We start from the raw sequence: 14443 nt of genomic DNA, 5'->3' as shown, positions 1-14443 counted from the left end.
CGCCCTGTGGTGCGTACGGCGGCGGGGATGCGAGGCTGAGCGGTATGAACATCCCTTTCTTGGACAACTGGCTCAAGCGGCACGGCGGTGACCTGGAGGAGAAGGCGCTCACCGCCGGAGCCGAGAACGACCCGGAGAGAGCGGCGGCCATCGCCGAGCTGCTCTCCGAGTGTGAGCTGCTGCGTGTCCGAGCAGGGCAGGCCGGGCTCGAACTGGACGACTCCCCGGCCTCGTTGAGCGCCCTTGACCAGTTGCCGCCACGCTGGCGCGACGACCCGGAGGAACTGCCCTGGCTGGGCAACGACGCGGGTCTCTACCTCGGCACCGTGATCGTCCGTACGGTCCCCGGCGCGACGTGGCACATCTGGCCCGCCGGTCATCCAGTGGTGCGGCTCGTCTCCGGCCGTGAGATCGGCGTGGTGGAAGCGGGTCTTGACTGGGCGGTCAACGGAGCCCCCGAGCTCTCCCAGGTCTACGCCGAAGCGGCCGAAGCCTGACGTCGCGCGGGGCTCGCCGATCCGGCGACGATCATGTACAGCCGTGATTAATACGGCTTATGCCCTATTTATGCGTGTCGACTGCGAAGTCTCTTATCGGGCTGGATAGTTTGCGCTGACCTCGACACAGCTGAGAGTGGGTGGGGCCGCGTATGGCCGTCGATCCGTTGATCGAGCTGCGTAACGTCAACAAGCACTACGGACAGTTGCACGTTCTCCAGGACATCAGTCTCACCGTCGGACGCGGCGAGGTTGTTGTGGTCATCGGCCCCTCCGGCTCCGGCAAATCGACGCTCTGCCGTACGGTCAACCGGCTCGAGACGATCGAGTCGGGTCACATCACCATCGACGGACAGCCGCTGCCCGATGAGGGCCGCGCGCTCGCCAGGCTCCGCGCCGACGTCGGCATGGTCTTCCAGTCCTTCAACCTCTTCGCCCACAAGACGGTGCTGGAGAATGTCTCGCTCGCGCCCGTCAAGGTCCGCCGCCGCAAGAAGAACGAGGCGGACAGGCGCTCCCGCGAACTCCTGGAACGCGTAGGCCTCGCCGACCAGGCTCGGAAGTACCCGGCTCAGCTCTCCGGCGGCCAGCAGCAGCGCGTGGCCATCGCCCGCGCGCTCGCCATGGATCCCAAGGTCATGCTCTTCGACGAGCCGACCTCTGCCCTCGACCCGGAAATGATCAACGAGGTGCTGGAGGTCATGCAGCAGCTCGCCCGCGAGGGAATGACCATGGTCGTCGTCACCCACGAGATGGGCTTCGCCCGCTCCGCCGCGAATCGCGTCGTCTTCATGGCGGACGGCCGCGTCGTCGAGGACCGCAGCCCGGAGGACTTCTTCACCAACCCCGAGAGCGGCCGCGCCAAGGACTTTCTCTCCAAGATCCTCAAGCACTGACGGGGGTGCAGGACTCATGACGCGTACGGGACGTATGAGACGTGCTCTCGTGGCGACGGCACTCGTACTGGCCGTCGCCGCCACCGCGGCCTGCGGAAAGGAGGGCAGCCCGCCCGCCAAGGGCCCGCGGACCGACCGGCTGCCGCAGTACACCGTCGCCACCGGCTTCAAACTGCCCGGCTCGCCGACCTGGAACAAGGCCAAGAAGCGCGGCCATCTCATTGTGGGCGCCAAGGAGGACCAGCCCTACCTGGGTGAGAAGGATCCGGCGAGCGGGCGTTACACCGGGTTCGACATCGAGATCGCCAAAATGGTCGCCGCCTCGATCGGTTTCGATCCGAACACCATTGTGTTCAAGACGATCGCCTCGGCGAACCGCGAAACCGCGCTGCAGAACGGGCAGATCGACTACTACGTCGGCACCTACACCATCAACGACAACCGCAAGAAGCTCGTCGGCTTCGCGGGCCCCTACTACCTGGCCGGCCAGTCCCTCCTCGTACGGTCCGACGAGAACGACATCAAAGGCCCCCAGGACCTGGCCGGCAAGCGCGTCTGCTCGGCCGCCGGATCGACGCCGTACCAGCGGATCGAGGCCGACTACCCGAAGGCCGACCTCGTCGCCTACGACGCCTACTCCGTCTGCGTGGACAATCTGCTGACCTACCAGGTCGACGCCGTCACCACCGACGACGCCATCCTCACCGGCTACGCGGCCAAGGTGCCCGACGAGCTCAAGGTGGTCGGCAAGCCCTTCTCGCAGGAGCCGTACGGAATCGGCGTTCCGCGCAGCGACAACGCCCTGCGCTTCGCCATCGACGACGCCCTCGAGGCCAACGAGAAGAACGGGAACTGGAAGAAGGCCTACGACGCGACACTCGGCCTCTCCGGGGTGCCGGCTCCACAGCCGCCACCGATCGACCGCTACCCGGCGAGCTGAGGACATCGTGTACGTACTGATCGACAACTTCTCCCTGTACGCCGAGGGCTTCTTCGGCACCGTCCAGCTCACGATCTACGCCTCGCTGCTCGCCCTGGTCCTCGGCTTCATCATGGCTTCCTTCCGGGTGGCCCCCGTGCGCTCCCTGCGGGTGCTGGGCACGGTGTGGGTGACCGTGCTGCGCAACACTCCGCTGACACTTCTCTTCTTCGCCGTCCTGCTCGGCCTGCCGCGCTTCGGACTTGTCCTGCCCTTCCAGCTCTTCGCGGTGATCGCGCTGGGCTGCTACACCTCCGCGTTCATCTGTGAGGCGCTGCGCGCCGGCATCAACACCGTGCACAAAGGGCAGGGCGAGGCGGCGCGCAGCCTCGGTATGAACTTCGGCCAGACCCTCAACAACGTTGTCCTGCCACAGGCATTCCGGAGCGTCATCCCGCCGATCGGCTCCACACTCATCGCGCTCGCCAAGAATTCCGCGATCGCCGGCGCGTTCAGCGTCACCGAACTGCTGGGCACGTACAAACCCCTCAGCGAGCTCGGCTACAACATCATCTGGACCTTCGTCTGGATCGCCGTCGGCTACCTGATCATCACCTTGACCATCAGTGCGCTGTTCCACGTACTGGAGAAGCGCTATGGAGTCGCCCGATGACCGATTCCACCGCCCTCTATGACATTCCGGGTCCCAACACCCGTAAGCGACACCTCACTTACGGCATCATCTCGACCGCCGTGATCGTGGCCCTGTTCGGCTGGATCCTCTATCTGCTGTTCGACACGGGACAGTTCACCGCCACCAAGTGGACTCCGTTCGAGTACAAGGGCATTCAGGAACTGCTGCTGCGGGGCCTCGGCAACACGCTCAAGGCCTTCGCCTATGCCGCGGTGTTCTCGCTCGCCCTGGGCGGTCTCCTCGCCGTCGGCCGGCTCTCGGACCACCGGCCGGTGCGCTGGGTCGCCACTGTGGTGGTGGAGTTCTTCCGCGCCATGCCCGTACTGGTGATGATCTTCTTCATCTTCGTGGCGCTGAAGGTGCAGCCGCTGCCCGCGCTGGTGGCCGGACTGACGCTCTACAACGGCTCGGTGCTCGCCGAGGTGTTCCGGGCGGGCGTCAACTCGGTCGAGCGAGGACAGCGGGAGGCCGCCTACACCCTCGGGATGCACAAGTCCCAGGTCATGTCATACGTCCTGGTGCCCCAGGCGGTCCGCGCGATGCTGCCGACGATCATCAGTCAACTGGTGGTAGCACTGAAGGACACCTCGCTCGGCTATTTGATCACCTATGAGGAGTTCCTTCACGCGGGCAAGCTCATCGCCTCGAATCTCGACTACGATTTGCCGTTCATCCCTGTGGTGATGGTGATCTCGCCTATCTACATCGGGATGTGCATGCTGCTCTCCTGGTTCGCCAACTGGATGGCCGGGTGGCAGCGGCGCAATCCGAAGACAGAGGCCGCGGATGTCGCCTCGGCCGAACCAGGGACGCTGCTGCCGGGAGTGCAGTAGCTCAGGGGCAATGGCCCGCCCGGCAGCAGCCGGTGATCACTTCTCGTGCAGCGGGACCGACAGATATGACGGGTCGGCTGCGGACGAGGAGAAGGTCAGCTGCGCGCCGGACGGGTTGTGCTCGATGTAGAGCGGGTCGACGGTGTCGACGACCACGGCGAGACGGTGGCCGGCCGGTACGTCGTAGGCCGTGGAGAACAACTCCAGGTCGACGGTGAACGGCTTTCCGGGTGTCTCGCCGTGGAAGGTGTACGGCGCGTTGCTGACCAGCTTGCCGAGGCCGAGCGGGCCCACGTCGTAGAGATACGCGACGAGGGTGCCGCTCTCCTTGGTACTGGTGACCGTGGTGTGCAGCTTCGTGGTGCCGCGCACCCGCTGCTCGGAGCCGTACCGCTCCGACTGCCAGACCGCCGCGAAGGCGCGCGGCAGCAGCGGGATCCACGCCATCGGGGGCAACTTGGCGAACTGGTCCAGGATGCTGGAGAGGAAGATGACCCCGCCGTCGGCGCCCGAGTCGATGTTGGCGAAGATCTTCTTGGTGCCGTCCAGGTTGATCTTCCGCTCCGTAGCCGCCACCGACTTCCAGTCCGGATAGCTTTCGTACGCGCCGGTGGAACGGGACTTGAGGCGGACCGGCTGCTCGCGCTCCACGCCGTTGTCGACGCCCTTGAGGTAGTGGTCCAGCCACCGGTGGGCGCTGGTCCAGGTGTCGTTGGGCAGCCCGAACAGTCCGCTTCCCTCGGCCGTGGCGTGGTCGCCGGGGCGAAACTCGAGGCGCTTGGGGCCGGTGAGCTTCTCGTAGAAGTCCGCGTACTGGTTGGGCGGGAAGATCGTGTCGCCCCAGGCGTTGCCGAGCATGATGGCGGCGCCGTTGGCGTTGATCCGGTCCACGTAGGTGCTGGGGGATCGCTTCTTCCCCCAGGCGATCAACCCCTGCTCCTTGGTGAGATCGGAGGAGAAGAAGTCCGCCGTGATCCGACGGAACTCCTCGCTCGGCCGGCCGGTGACGTACCCCGCCCCGGCGAGCAGCGCCGTGGCCTGCTGATGCTGGGTGCGGCTGCTGTAGATGGACTCGACGAGGTCGGCCCAGCCGCTGAGCGCCGCGACCGCCTTGATCCGCTTGTCGTGGCCGGCGGCCAGCAGACAGATGCCCGCGCCGTACGAGACGCCGGCCATGCCGATCCTGCCGGGGTCGGCGGGGGTGTTCGCGAGCGCCCAGTCGATCACCTTGGAGGCGTCGGCGATGTCGGACGGCCCCGCCACCTCGATCGTGCCGCCGGACTGCCAGAAGCCGCGGACGTTGTACGTCACCACGACATAGCCCGAGTCGGCGAGTTGCCTGGCCTGGGCGAGGTATTCGATCTGGGGCAGGCCCCAGCTCGTGGGCAGCACGATCACGGGGTACTTCCGTGTGCCGTCCGCGCCGGCGGGCGTAACAACATTGCCCTTGAGTGTGGTGCCGCCATCACCCGCGATGTCGACGAACCGTACGTCCGGCCCGGCGGATCGGGCCTGGATGCCGGCCATCCGGGCGCCGGGTGCCACTCCGGCGGCTGCCCCTACGGCCGGTCCGGCGAGAAGCGCCACGGAGACCGTACCGATCGCGGTCGTACGCAGAGCCTTGCGCGACTGTCCCACGGGTCACTCCTCACTCGTGTCAATGCAAAGTGACCCGACGGTAACCGCGGAGGCTTACTTGAGGTAACTGCCCGGTAAGTTACGCATGAGTAACGATTATTGACGTCCCGTCAGTAGGAGTGGGCCCGGCCGCGGCGGAACGCCCCATTCGCCCCGTCACTCGGTCCAGGACGGATTCCCGTCGCCGTGGCCGTTGCCGAGCGCCCGCGTGCCCTCGGTGTCGTCGCCGGCGATCTCGACTGGCCGACCTGGCCCCGGGGTACCCTCCAGACCCGACCCCGGTGATCGTCCTCGCGGGCTGCCGCGCCGGCCGCCCGGCAGCGGCGGCCAGGACCGGAATGCAGCCGACCTCTGGTGTTCCCGTGGCGGACGTCCCAAGCTCTCCGTGTGGAGAATCCAGAGGGCGGCACTCCGCCGCCGGTGCTGATGACCCTCCGGCTGCGACGACAGGTCGAGTGGGTGCCCGTCGCGGCGCTCGTGCTCGCAGTCGTCTGGGGCATCGCCGCCGGGTCCATCGTCGACGGCCCCAATGGCACAGCAGGCGGGATCGCCATGGCGGTGGTCGGGGTGCCGATCGCCGTCCTCGCGGTCAGCTGCGTGGGCCATCTGGTGCGGCCGCTGCGGGTCAGCGCCGACGCGGCCGGGCTGACCGTGCGGCTGCCGGTCTGGCCGGCCAGAACCGTGCCCTGGTCCGGTATTTCGCGGGTGACCGCACTGCCGCAGTACGTCATCGTCGGCTGTCGCGCACCGGTCGGGAAACTGCCGCGGACCTGTCGGCTGCGGGCCGCGTACCGCAGGCTCGCTCCCGCCCCGAACAGTGCGGCGAGCGGCCAGGGGCTCTGCTTCGAGACGCAGGTATTCGACCTGGATCCGGCCGAACTGCTCGACGCCATCAGGCGGTATGCGCCGGTGGGGCTCAGGATGACGGACGAAACGCGCCGGTAGACTTCCACAAGCCTCTCTCCGTCCTTGCCCGGCCGGGCAGTTGACACCGATCGTGGTGGTGCGGGCCTCTTTCGGGGCGATCGAGAGATGCCGTGATCCGGTTTCATCCGTACCGCGGAGACTTCCTTCGGGCGGACGGCCGCGTACGGGGCGTATGACAATGCCTGCATGACAGGGCCCGATCAGAGCGTGCCGGATGTCTTCGATCCGCGGATCTACGCCGCCGGACTGCCCCACGACGCCTTCCGCGAGCTGCGCGACCACCACCCCGTGGCCCGCCAGGAGGAGTACGAGGTGCTCGGCTGGCCCGCGGGATCCGGCTTCTGGGCGGTCACCCGCCACGCGGACGTCGTGCGGGTCCTCAAAGACGCAGGTACCTTCTCGTCCCACCTCGGCGCCACCCAGATCCGCGACCCCGACCCGGCGGATCTGCCGTTCATCCGACGCATGATGCTCAACCAGGACCCTTCGCCCCGCTTCGCGGGGGAGGCCCCGTCGGACCACGGGAGACTGCGGCGACTGGTGAGCCGCGCCTTCACCCCGGGACGCATCGAGCGCTTCACCGCGGCGGCCAGGGCTCGCGCGCGCCAACTGCTGTCCGCGGCCCGGGACATGGGGCCGGTCTTCGACCTGGTCAGTACCGTCACCGACGACTACGCCCTGCTCAACCTCTCCGATCTGCTGGGCGTCCCGGAGAGCGACCGGGGACTGCTGCTGAAGTGGACCGAGCGCGTCATCGCCTACCAGGACCCGGACGAGCCGCCGGTGCTCGGACCTGACGGCAGGCCCGTCAATCCGCGCTCACCCGCGATGCTCCAGGAAATGTTCGGCTACGCGCAGCAGCTCGCCGCCTACAAGCGACGCAGGCCCGCCGACGACGTCATGACCTCGCTCGCGCAGTCGGAACTCTCCGGCGCCGAGCTGGAGATGTTCTTCTTCCTGCTCACGGTCGCGGGCAACGACACCGTTCGCAGCGCCGCTCCCGGCGGCTTCCTGACCCTGGCGGATCACCCGGACGAGCAGCGCAGGCTGCGGGCCGGAGAGGTGGCTCCTGACAGCGCCGTCGAGGAACTGCTGCGCCGCCACCCGCCGGTCCTCACCTTCCGCCGCACCGCCGACCGGGACACCCGGCTCGCCGGGCAGCGGATTCGCAAGGGCGACAAGGTCGTCGTCTTCCACGCCTCCGCCAACTACGACGAGCGTGTCTTCGAGGCCCCGCACGGCCTCGATCTCTCCCGCTCGCCGAATCCTCACGTGTCTTTCGGTGACGGCCCGCATATCTGTCTCGGCGCCCACTTCGCCCGGCTCCAGCTGCGCGTCCTGCACGAGGAGGCACTGGATGTGCTGCCGCCACTGACGACGGCGGGCCCGCCGCGCCGGCTGGTGTCCAACTTCATCAATGGCATCAAGTCGCTGCCGCTGACCGAGGCCTGAGCGCGCGCCTTTCGAGGTCGGCAGGTCAGACGTCGTCGCCGGCCGAGGAGAGGGAAGATCCTTGGGGACTGCCGCCTCAAGGGCGATGGACTGCCTGGGCGTTACTCCTAGCTCGCGGCGCGGTGGGAGCTGCGCGTGGCCGGAGCGGGCGCCTGAGCCATCCGGGTCACATCGGCGACCAGCTCCACCACATCGGGGCCGTACGCCTGCGAGTTGACGACCTTGAGCAGGAGGCAGAAGGAGTTGCCGCCGTGCTTGCGGGCGAGTTTCTCGTGGTTGCGGGCCAGATAGCGGGTGGCCGCCTGGTTGGTGATGGCGCGCTGGCCGCAGAAGAGAAAGACGGGCCGTGCGTCCTGCCCCGCCGTGAGGCGCGCCAGCATGACGTACTCGGCGACGCCCGGCTCCATGCGGTAGCGCTCCGAACCGATCTGGAAGGCGCCCTGGTCGGGGCCCGGCTCAGGGTCCGTGTTGACCTTCACGCCGGGGAGCAGCGACTGCAGATGGGCGGCCATCCGGCGATTGGAGAACGGGCCGCCCACACAGAATTCCGTACGCTCGCCGAAGCCCTGCTGGGCTGTGTCGTGCCAGACGATCTGGGCGTGTGAACCGCAGTCCTTGATCAGCGCGGAGAGCTCGAGCAGCGCGAAGACGTCGAAGCGGTGCACGGAGCCGTCGCGGCCGGCCTCGCGGTTGACGACGAGAAGGGATTCGGAGTTACCCGGCAGCCCGAAGAAGGACTGCTTGCGGTGGAGTCTTCGCCGCCAGAGGTACGTGCGGGCGAGCCAGCCGAGTGTGGCGCTGACCCCGGCGGCCACCACGCCGAGCACGATGTTGCGTACGTCGTCATTCATGGGCGGGCATGTTAGCGGTCTTGCGGACCAATGTTCGAGGCGGGCCTGACGGGGCGGTCACAGTGAAGTTACGCTGCGCGGAGTTGCATTGACTGGAGGTACGGATGCGTCGCTCTGCCGCACGGAATGTGTCGATTCTCGCCGTTGCCGCGGCCGTGGTCTCGATCGGTGCCGCGGCGCCGCCGAGCCACTCCCCGCCGGTGACATCACCGGTCAAGACACCCGTGGCGGCCGGCTACGGCGGGGCCGTCGCGAGCGTCGACGCGGACGCCTCGGCCGCCGGCATAGAGGTGCTGCGGCGCGGCGGCAACGCCGTGGACGCCGCGGTGGCCACCGCGGCCGCCCTCGGCGTCACGGAGCCGTACTCCGCGGGCATCGGGGGAGGTGGTTTCTTCGTCTACTACGACGCCGAATCCCGTACGGTCCACACTGTCGACGGCCGCGAGACCGCGCCCCGGTCCGCGGACGCCTCTCTCTTCCTCGAGAACGGCAAGCCGATCCCGTTCGAGGAGGGCATGACGAGCGGTCGCGGCGTCGGCACGCCGGGCACCCCGGCGACCTGGGACACCGCGCTGGACGCCTGGGGCAGCAGGCCGCTGCGGCAACTGCTGCGGCCCGCCGAGCGGCTGGCGAAGGACGGCTTCACCGTCGACGCCACCTTCCGCTCGCAGACCGAGGCCAACAAGGCGCGCTTCGCGGACTTCCCGGACACGGCGAAGCTGTTCCTGCCGGGCGGGCAACTGCCGGTGGTCGGCTCGGTCTTCAAGAACCCGGATCTTGCGCGTACATACGAGGAGCTGGGGCGCAAGGGCGTCGGTACGCTCTACCGCGGCGAGCTGGCCAAGGACATCGTCCGTACGGTGCGCAAGCCTCCGGTGGCCGCGGGCGCGGCGCGGGTCGTGCGGTCCGGCGACCTGACGACGGAGGATCTGCGGTCGTACGGGACGGAGCGGCGGGTCCCGACCAAGGTCGGCTACCGGGGTCTTGATGTGTACGGCATGGCGCCGGCCTCGTCGGGCGGTACGAGCGTCGGCGAGGCGCTCAACATCCTGGAGCGGACCGACCTTTCGAAGGCCACGCAGGCGCAGTATCTGCACCGCTTCATCGAGGCGAGCAGGATCGCGTTCGCGGATCGCGGGCGATGGGTCGGCGACCCGGCCTTCGAGGACGTGCCGACGAAGGAGCTGCTGTCGCAGCGGTTCGCGGACTCGCGCGGATGCCTGATCAAGGACAACGCGGTGCTCACCAGTCCGCTGGCTCCCGGTGACCCCCGCAGGCCCGCGGCGTGCGGGACGTCGGGGACGGCAGCGCCCACCACGTACGAGGGCGAGAACACCACCCATCTGACCGCCGCCGACAAGTGGGGCAATGTCGTCGCGTACACCCTGACGATCGAGTCGACCGGTGGCAGCGGAATCACCGTGCCCGGGCGCGGCTTCCTGCTCAACAACGAGCTCACCGACTTCTCCTTCGCTCCGGCCGACCCGGCCGTCCACGACCCGAATCTGCCGGGCCCGGGCAAGCGTCCGCGCTCGTCCATCTCCCCGACGATCGTGCTCGACCACGGCCGTCCGGTGCTTGCGGTGGGCTCCCCGGGCGGCGCGACGATCATCACCACGGTGCTGCAGACGCTCACGGGCCGTCTGGACCGGGGGCTGCCGCTGGTCGACGCGATCGCGGCGCCACGCGCCAGCCAGCGCAACCAGGCGACGACGGAGCTCGAACCGGCGTTGTGGAACAGCCCGCTCCGCGCCGAGCTGGAGGCGATCGGCCATGCCTTCCGGCAGAACCCGGAGATCGGCGCGGCGACGGGCATCGAGCGGCTGCCCGACGGGCGGTGGCTCGCGGCTGCCGAGAAGGTGCGGCGGGGCGGTGGCTCCGCGATGGTCGTCCACCCGAGCGGTACTCAGTCCGGCGGCTGACTGAACGGCTGACCGAAAGGCGAACGCCCGCGACCCCCGGTCTCAACAGCCGGTCGGGTCACGGGCGTTGTGCTGTCTGTCCGGTGGGGCGCCAGGGGTTGACGCTAGAGGGCGGTCAGGATGCGCGGGCCGTCGTCCGTGATCGCCACCGTGTGCTCCGCGTGGGAGGCGCGGCTGCCGTCGGCGGTACGCACCGTCCAGCCGTCGTGTGCCGTGTAGTGGTCGTCGGTGCCGCCGCCGATCACCATCGGCTCGATCGCCAGCACCATGCCGTGCCGCAGCGGCATTCCCCGGCCCGGGCGCCCCTCGTTGGGGACGCCCGGGTCCTCGTGCATATGGCGGCCCACACCGTGGCCGCCGAAGCCGTCCGGGATTCCGTATCCAGCCTTCCGGCATACCCGGCCGACGGCATGGGCGATGTCGCCGATGCGGTTGCCGACGACGGCCGCCGCGATGCCCGCCTCGAGCGCCTTCTCGGCGGTACGGATCAGTTTGGTGTCCTCGGCGCGGGCACGGCCGACGGTGAAGCTGACGGCCGCGTCGCCCACCCAGCCGCCCCGGATCGCGCCGCAGTCGATGCTCACCAGGTCGCCGTCGCGCAGCCGGTAGTCGTCGGGGATGCCGTGCACGATCGCGTCGTTGACGGAGGCGCAGATGACGGCGGGGAAGGGGGTGGGTGCCCACTCCGGGCGGTAGTCGAGGAAAGGCGATCCTGCGCCGGTCTCGCTGAGGACCGCACGGGCGGCACGGTCGAGGTCGCGGAGGCTGACGCCGACGGCCGCCGCCTCCCGGACCGCCGTGAGTGCCTGGGCCACGATGCGGCCCGCCTCGCGCATCGCTTCGATCGACGTATCGGTTTTGATCTCCAACATGCCAATTACTATACCGGCTCTCCCGGTATTTTAATACCGGCATTAGAATAACGGCATGGTGCGTACTCCTCTCACTCCCGAAGAGCGTGAACGCGGCGAACGCCTCGGCCGTTTGCTGCGCACGGCGCGGGGTGACCGCAGCATGGTGGAAGTGGCCGCGGCCGCCAGGCTGTCCGCCGAGACTCTGCGCAAGATCGAGACGGGCCGCGCCCCGACCCCAGCCTTCTTCACCGTTGCCGCGCTCGCCGCGGTTCTCGGCCTGTCCATGGACGAGCTGGTCGTGAGCTGCGCGCCGGCGCCCGCCGCCTGAAATTCTCGATGCCGCTCAGGCGCCCGAGCAGGTCCGTCGGCCGTCGGCGGCAAAGCGGCCCGCGCCCGCCGGCGCGTACCGCCGGGTCGCGCCTGCCGCCGGGGCGCCCACCCCACGCCGAACAATTGCCCGGTCAAGACAGGCGGACGTGTCTGAGCGGCACTGAGGGGAACGGCCCGATGGGCGGAGCGGACGAGGCGGACGGGCGTTGTTCGGCCGGCCGGGACCGGTGATCTCCGCGAGGCCCCTGGCTACTCCGACGCACGCCCCGGACCCGGCACGGCGTAGTCTCTCGCTGTGACTCCTGAGGATTTCGCCGACGCCAAGTACATCAGTGTGACCACGTTCCGCAAGGACGGGACGGGCGTCGCCACGCCCGTGTGGTTCGCGGTGGAGAGCGGTGAGATCTTCTTCTGGACCCGCTCCGACTCCTGGAAGGTCAAGCGCCTGCGCAACAACAGTCACGTCGTTGTCACGGTCTGCGACGTACGCGGCCGGATCGCGGACGGCGCCCCGAGCGCGGAGGGCGCGGCGCGGCTGTTGGACGAGGTCGGGATGGGCACGGTCCGCAAACTCCTCGCCCGCAAGTACACCTGGCAGTTCTGGCTGGTCGACTGGCCCGCGACGATCGTGCGACGAGGGAAGCGGCCGCACACCGGAATCGCTGTAACTATCTGAAAACTGTCCGTAGCAGCCCCGTAACACGCCTGCGGTCGAATGCCTCCGGACCGGATGTTTCCGGGCGGTGGCGCAGGGGCGGCGATGACGGTGCATCAACTTCCGGTAACGGGCGGGATCTTCGCGCGGTATTTGAGAGATCTGACCGCGCTGCTCGACCCGGGTGACGGCTGGTACGGGATTTTCTGCCAGCGTGACCCGGATGGGATGCGAGCCTGCCTGGACGGCACCGAGATCCCGCCCTGGGACGTGGTGGAGTCGCTGCTCCAGGATCTCGCGACGGGACGCGGGGCGCAGTTCGCCGAGGCCGAATCCGTACGTGCGAGACGCCTCCATACGGCCTCGGCGGCGGCGCACGACCGGCTGCCGGGCGGGCGCGAGGCGTTGGAGGAACGGCTGGAGCTGATGCGCCGCGAGCAGGTGTACGCGACCGGCCGGGCGGAAGAGCTGCTGAGCCGCCTGGCCGGGGAACCGGAGGGCACACCGGCGTCGGAGCAACTCGCCAACGAGCTGGCCTGGACACGCGACGACCATGCGAGGGCGACCGCCCGGCTGAGCGAGCTGCGGGGCCGGCTCGCGGTGATACCCGACGGGCCCGGTGCGGACGGGGCGGCGCCCGCCGCGCCGGAGGGGTACGCGCACACCGCACCCGCGGACGGCCCGCCCCGGTGGGGCTCCGAGGCCGCCGAGGCTCCCGGATCCTCCTCGGTGTTCGGTGGACCCGCGCGCCCGGCGGACGGACCGAGCGGGCCGTACGGTCAGGGCGGCAGGCCGGAGCACGGCCGGGAGACGGACGACTGGTCCGGCTTCACCCAGCGGTACGAGCCCACCGCGGGCCAGGCGCAGGCAGCCGTCGCCGACGGCTGGGACGCCCTCCGGGAACGGCCGGGCGCGGACCCGTACGACGCGTACCCCCGTCCGGACAGCGACGTCACTCGCCGCCCGCCGGGCAGGCCGTCGCTGCCCGGTCCCACCGCGGACTGGTTCCGGCCGGAACCCGCGGCCGGGCCCGGACACCCGGCGGAGCCCGGTCCCACCGCGTCCGGCGGCACCGGTCCCACCGCGTCCGGCGGCACCGGCCCCGCCCGCCCCGAGGCACAGCCCGTCCTGCCGGTCGCCCCACCCGCCCGCTCCGAGGCTCGCGCCGCCAAGAAGCGGCGGCCCCGTGGCGGCGCCCGGTTCGCCGGCGTCGAAGGCAGCGGGGAGGAGATCGCGGCCGTGCCCGTACTGCCGGCGACCGGCGACGTCCCGCGCGGTGCCAGATACGGCGGCGCCGCACCCGGTCAGGAAACGCCCGCCGCCCCCGCCGCCCCGGAGGGCGCGAGCAGGGCCGCGCGGGAGACCGTCGCCGCGCTCGGCCGGCTCCGGGCGGAGGGGCGGAGCGGTGAGGCGCACGTCATGATCTGCGAGGCTGCGGCCCGGCCCGCCCCCTGGCTGCCCTCTCTCGCGGCCGAACTGCACCGCGCCGGCCTCGACGCCGACTGGGCCACCCTGCTGTGGGAGGTCGCCTCGCAGCCCGCCCTGCGGCTCGCCTCCGCCGCCGGAGCACTCGCCGCCGCCGGCCGGACCGAGGACAGCCGGCAACTGCTGAGACAGGGTGTGGCCCGCCCCGCGGACGACATAGCAGCCGCCGTACTCGCCCTCGAGGAGGAGAGCCGGAATCCGGAGGCGAGGGCTTTACTGACCGCCTACGTACAGGTGCACACCGCCGAGGACACGGCCAGAATCGCCGAACGGGATCCGCGCCGTCTTGTGCCGCGGCTGCTCGACGTCGCACGCGCCCAGTCCGCGGCGCACGAGCGCGATCTCGTTCACGCGCTGCGCGTGGCGGGGCATCTCGGCGGCTGAAACGGTTCGGTGTGGACCGCTCGGGTGTGAAACAAGATCGACTCTGCGGGTTAACGACGATGGTCTTGCCCCGCCGTGTGACGGGGCTTACGTTCTCCTCCTACGC

The 14443-nt window shown here is 69.5% G+C and carries 14 protein-coding genes; 11 read left to right on the top strand and 3 right to left on the bottom strand.

Annotated elements, in window-relative coordinates; genetic code table 11:
- Window positions 1–44: 44 nt before the first annotated feature.
- The 5 genes from ACWDZ6_RS07760 (at window position 45) to ACWDZ6_RS07740 (ending at window position 3839) form a co-directional block, all read left to right on the top strand.
- Window positions 45–497: a DUF6278 family protein gene (locus ACWDZ6_RS07760; protein WP_351457271.1), complete on the top strand. Its 453-nt coding sequence runs from the start codon at window positions 45–47 to the stop codon at window positions 495–497.
- A gap of 152 nt (window positions 498–649) precedes the next feature.
- Window positions 650–1393 (top strand): amino acid ABC transporter ATP-binding protein, encoded by a 744-nt coding sequence (locus tag ACWDZ6_RS07755; RefSeq protein ID WP_451502140.1) that lies wholly within the window; start codon window positions 650–652, stop codon window positions 1391–1393.
- 34 nt (window positions 1394–1427) lie between these two features.
- Entirely contained in the window at window positions 1428–2333 is a 906-nt protein-coding gene (locus tag ACWDZ6_RS07750; RefSeq protein WP_451502139.1) for a glutamate ABC transporter substrate-binding protein, read from the top strand.
- Between the two features lie 7 nt (window positions 2334–2340).
- A complete protein-coding gene (locus ACWDZ6_RS07745) occupies window positions 2341–2985 on the top strand; it encodes an amino acid ABC transporter permease (protein WP_389181105.1) in 645 nt (214 codons plus the stop codon).
- Window positions 2982–3839, top strand: a complete 858-nt coding sequence (locus ACWDZ6_RS07740; protein ID WP_451502138.1) for an amino acid ABC transporter permease — start codon at window positions 2982–2984, stop codon at window positions 3837–3839. The genes ACWDZ6_RS07745 and ACWDZ6_RS07740 overlap by 4 nt, the downstream gene beginning before the upstream one ends.
- A 36-nt stretch (window positions 3840–3875) precedes the next feature.
- On the opposite strand, the gene ACWDZ6_RS07735 is transcribed toward ACWDZ6_RS07740, so the two are convergent.
- On the bottom strand, window positions 3876–5477 hold the full coding sequence (locus ACWDZ6_RS07735; protein ID WP_451502137.1) for a CocE/NonD family hydrolase: 1602 nt from the start codon (window positions 5475–5477) through the stop codon (window positions 3876–3878).
- 387 nt (window positions 5478–5864) lie between these two features.
- On the opposite strand from ACWDZ6_RS07735, the gene ACWDZ6_RS07730 reads away from it, so the two are divergent.
- Both ACWDZ6_RS07730 and ACWDZ6_RS07725 read left to right on the top strand, forming a co-directional pair.
- Complete coding sequence (locus ACWDZ6_RS07730) at window positions 5865–6422, top strand: hypothetical protein (RefSeq protein WP_451502136.1); 558 nt, start codon at window positions 5865–5867, stop codon at window positions 6420–6422.
- Window positions 6423–6590: 168 nt separating this feature from the next.
- On the top strand, window positions 6591–7856 hold the full coding sequence (locus ACWDZ6_RS07725; protein ID WP_451502135.1) for a cytochrome P450: 1266 nt from the start codon (window positions 6591–6593) through the stop codon (window positions 7854–7856).
- Between the two features lie 107 nt (window positions 7857–7963).
- Here the strand turns inward: ACWDZ6_RS07725 and ACWDZ6_RS07720 are convergent, their stop codons facing one another.
- Window positions 7964–8707: a hypothetical protein gene (locus ACWDZ6_RS07720; RefSeq protein WP_389181089.1), complete on the bottom strand. Its 744-nt coding sequence runs from the start codon at window positions 8705–8707 to the stop codon at window positions 7964–7966.
- Window positions 8708–8811: 104 nt separating this feature from the next.
- On the opposite strand from ACWDZ6_RS07720, the gene ggt reads away from it, so the two are divergent.
- Complete coding sequence (gene ggt, locus ACWDZ6_RS07715; protein WP_451502134.1) at window positions 8812–10629, top strand: gamma-glutamyltransferase; 1818 nt, start codon at window positions 8812–8814, stop codon at window positions 10627–10629.
- A gap of 104 nt (window positions 10630–10733) precedes the next feature.
- Here the strand turns inward: ggt and map are convergent, their stop codons facing one another.
- Window positions 10734–11501, bottom strand: a complete 768-nt coding sequence (gene map / locus ACWDZ6_RS07710; protein ID WP_451502133.1) for a type I methionyl aminopeptidase — start codon at window positions 11499–11501, stop codon at window positions 10734–10736.
- A gap of 55 nt (window positions 11502–11556) precedes the next feature.
- Between map and ACWDZ6_RS07705 the strand changes: the two genes are divergently transcribed.
- From ACWDZ6_RS07705 to ACWDZ6_RS07695, 3 genes are all read left to right on the top strand, one after another.
- Window positions 11557–11811, top strand: coding sequence for a helix-turn-helix domain-containing protein (locus ACWDZ6_RS07705; RefSeq protein WP_326653602.1), 255 nt, complete (start codon window positions 11557–11559; stop codon window positions 11809–11811).
- A 297-nt stretch (window positions 11812–12108) separates the two neighbouring features.
- Window positions 12109–12489, top strand: coding sequence for a PPOX class F420-dependent oxidoreductase (locus tag ACWDZ6_RS07700; RefSeq protein ID WP_451502132.1), 381 nt, complete (start codon window positions 12109–12111; stop codon window positions 12487–12489).
- Between the two features lie 84 nt (window positions 12490–12573).
- Window positions 12574–14337, top strand: coding sequence for a hypothetical protein (locus ACWDZ6_RS07695; RefSeq protein WP_451502131.1), 1764 nt, complete (start codon window positions 12574–12576; stop codon window positions 14335–14337).
- Window positions 14338–14443 lie beyond the last annotated feature (106 nt).

This window comes from Streptomyces sp. NPDC002926, assembly GCF_053591755.1.
Note: the sequence above shows the minus strand (reverse complement) of the source record. Positions and strands in the feature narration are given on the sequence as shown.